The following is a 3330-nucleotide window of genomic DNA, read 5'->3' as shown; positions in this document are numbered from 1 at the left end:
GTGATCGGCAAAGAGGATGTCGCCTACGTCGTTTCAAAAATGACCGGTATTCCGCTCTTTAAGCTGGAAGAAGAAGAGTCCAACAAGCTGCTGCGTATGGAAGAGTTTCTTCATAAGCGAGTCGTCGGTCAGAATGAGGCCATCTCCGCAGTCGCCCGCGCCATCCGTCGATCTCGTGCCGGTTTGAAGGAAGCTCGGAAACCAATCGGATCGTTTATTTTCTTGGGGCCGACTGGCGTGGGCAAGACAGAACTGGCCAGGACATTGGCAGAGTTCCTGTTCAATAGTGAAGATGCGCTGATTCGTGTCGATATGTCCGAGTATCAGGAGAAATTTACGAGTTCCCGTCTCTTCGGCGCTCCACCCGGATATGTGGGATATGAAGAAGGCGGACAGTTGACCGAAAAGGTCCGCCGACGTCCTTATTCCGTCGTATTGTTCGATGAAATCGAGAAGGCACATCCGGATGTGTTCAATGTGCTGCTTCAAGTATTGGACGACGGGGTGTTGACTGATAGCCTCGGACGTAAGGTTGATTTCAAGAATACGGTCGTCATTATGACGTCCAACATCGGGACAAAGATGATTCAGAAGGGAGTTTCCCTGGGTTTCCAGAGCACAGAAGGGGAAGCGGCACGTCGGAAGAAGGAGGAAGTGCTCGGAGAACTTCGGAAATCATTCAGTCCTGAATTCCTCAATAGGATCGATGAGATCGTAATTTTCCATCAATTAGAAAAAGAGCAGCTTTATAGCATCTTGGACATCCTGCTCCGTGAGTTGAACCTCCGCCTATTGGATAAAGGGATTGAAATTGAGGTCGACGACGAAGTCAAGCAATGGCTCATCAAAGAGGGCTATGAGCCGTTGTACGGAGCGAGGCCGATGCGGCGGGCTATCCAACGTGCCATCGGTGACCCCCTCTCCGATGAGCTAATCAGGGGGCGTTTCAAAGAAAGCCGCAAGGTGAAAGTGGTTCTTCGGGATGGCGCTCCGACCTTTATCGAGCAGGAGGCAATGGCCGGAGTATAGTACGCTTTGTGATCATTCAGGTCTTCATACAATCGTTAGCGGCCTCTGTGGCGGATTGCTACAGGGGCCGTTTTGTTATTCAATGCCATCTGGTTTCTTCGTAACGAGATGTTTTCCCAACGCAATGGGGCAGAATTTCAACCTGAGGTTCGATGGCGCCCGGGGCCAGTTCTTGGAATCGAGTCTTCATGCGATGAAACGGCTGCAGCCGTACTCAGTTGTGAAGGAGAGGTGCTTTCCAACGTAGTTTCTTCACAAGTGACCGTCCATGAAAAGTTCGGAGGCGTTGTTCCGGAACTGGCAGCACGTGCTCATCTTGGGCGGATCGACATGGTCGTCGGAGAAGCCCTGGCGACAGCCCAAGTTTCGAAAGATACTCTGAGTGCCGTGGCCGTCACGCAAGGACCCGGATTGGCTGGGGCGCTTTTGGTGGGAGTTAATTATGCCAAAGCCTTGAGCTACGGCTTGGGTCTTCCCATCGTCGGGGTCAATCATCTGCAGGGCCACATCGCTTCCGCATGGCTCGCCGATCCGATGTTCCCACGGTCCTGTATTGTGCTGGTTGTATCGGGTGGTCACACCCATATCTATCGCCATGAATTGGGTGGCCAATGTATCCTGTTGGGATGCACTCGTGACGATGCCGCCGGTGAGGCGTTTGACAAAGGAGCCCAGATGCTTGGCTTGGGGTATCCTGGCGGACCAGCTATTGATCAACTCGCACGTTCGGGTGATTCACTGGCCATACGATTTCCTCGATTCCACCGGGCAAAAAGCAGTCTTGAGTTCAGCTTCAGTGGCCTCAAGACCGCATTGTTGTATAAGTTACGAGAAATGGGCAGCCCTCTGCAATCTCACCAGACCGCGGACTTGGCGGCCAGCTACCAAGAGGCTATTGTGCAGGTCTTGGTTATGAAGGCATTCGCTGCTCTCAAGCAGTCAAACCTTGCTGCGCTCGCAGTCGTGGGAGGAGTGTCAGCTAATTCCCGGTTGAGGACCGTGCTGAGCGCGCGCGCGGTACGTGAAGGCATTCGTCTATCGCTGCCACCTCTTGAGTATTGCACCGACAACGCCGCCATGATTGCCTCAGCGGGGCGTCAGTTGCTGATGAACGGAGAACGATCATTTTCAGATCTCGATATCAGTCGGGCTGAGAGAGGCCTGACGATTCATGACGAAACCCAGAAAGTACCGGTTTCTCTAAGGAACAAGGAGGACGCCAATTCCTGATATTCGAGGTCAGATCACAGGACTACGCACCAGCCAAGTAGCGTCGATCGAACGACTCTACCGACGTCGTGTCCCACCCGACAAGGTTATTACCCACGAACTCGCAAGGACAATGGTCCAGTTGACTGTTGAACTCCGTCGTCCGATCGGCGTGCTATTGACACGGCGAGGGCAAGTTCAGGAAGTGATTGTGGGAACGGATTTGACGTTGTCTCCAACCACGCTGACCTTGTTTCGTACGGGTACACGATCGCTCCGTGGTTTGAGGTTCATTCGTACGCAACTGCACGATCAGCCCTTAAATCAAGAGGTACTCACCGACCTCGCCTTCTTGCGACTTGATCTTATTGGCCTTCTCTCCATTACCGAGGGTGGCGGACCAGGCAATCTGTATTTGGCTCATCTGTTGGCACCCAATTCGACCGGTCAGTTGTTCAAAGTACTCAAGGCTATTCCCTTCCACGATCTGACAATGATGTTCGACCAGTTCCTCGAAGAGCTCGACGCAGACCTTCAGCAGGCTCGAGCACACTATACGGTCGAGAGCGGTAAGGAATCGGCGATACTTGTCAGCGCCTCTGTTAAAAGTCGATCCGAGCAGGAAGAGCGTTTGGCCGAATTGGCTGAACTGGCGACCTCCGCCGACGTTACGGTGGTCGACCGTGTAGTTCAAAGAACGCCGGATGGACATCAGCGGTATCTCTTGGGGAGTGGTAGGATGAAGGATGTTTTGATTCGGACGCTCCATCGGGGCGCCGACATGGTAATCTTTGATCAAACGTTGTCGCCTGCTCAACTGCGGGCAATTTCAGAGATGACGGACATTAAGGTGATTGACCGGACGCAGTTGATTCTGGATATCTTCGCTCGCCGAGCTCACAGTCGTGAGGGTAAAGTGCAGGTGGAATTAGCGCAGCTACGGTACGTACTTCCACGATTGTCGGGGAAAGGTGCGCAACTCTCGCGCCTGGGTGGCGGGATCGGTACTCGTGGACCGGGCGAAACCAAACTGGAAACCGATCGTCGCCGCGTTCGTGACCGCATCACGCATTTAGAACGGGAACTGATACA

3 protein-coding genes are annotated in these 3330 nt (G+C 53.3%); all 3 read left to right on the top strand.

The features are described 5' to 3' along the window. A partial coding sequence (locus ACOSYY_RS02740) for an AAA family ATPase (protein WP_421660738.1) occupies positions 1-1029 on the top strand: 1029 nt, incomplete at its 5' end. Between the two features lie 108 nt (positions 1030-1137). Beyond that, positions 1138-2259, top strand: a complete 1122-nt coding sequence (gene tsaD, locus ACOSYY_RS02735; RefSeq protein ID WP_421660739.1) for a tRNA (adenosine(37)-N6)-threonylcarbamoyltransferase complex transferase subunit TsaD — start codon at positions 1138-1140, stop codon at positions 2257-2259. A 112-nt stretch (positions 2260-2371) separates the two neighbouring features. Next, positions 2372-3330, top strand: a 959-nt coding sequence (locus tag ACOSYY_RS02730; RefSeq protein WP_526023269.1) for an HflX-like GTP-binding protein, incomplete at its 3' end; no start/stop codon positions are given.

The organism is Nitrospira sp. BLG_2 (genome assembly GCF_049222245.1).
The sequence above is the reverse complement of the archived record's forward strand: the minus strand, read 5'-3'. Positions and strand labels throughout refer to the sequence as shown.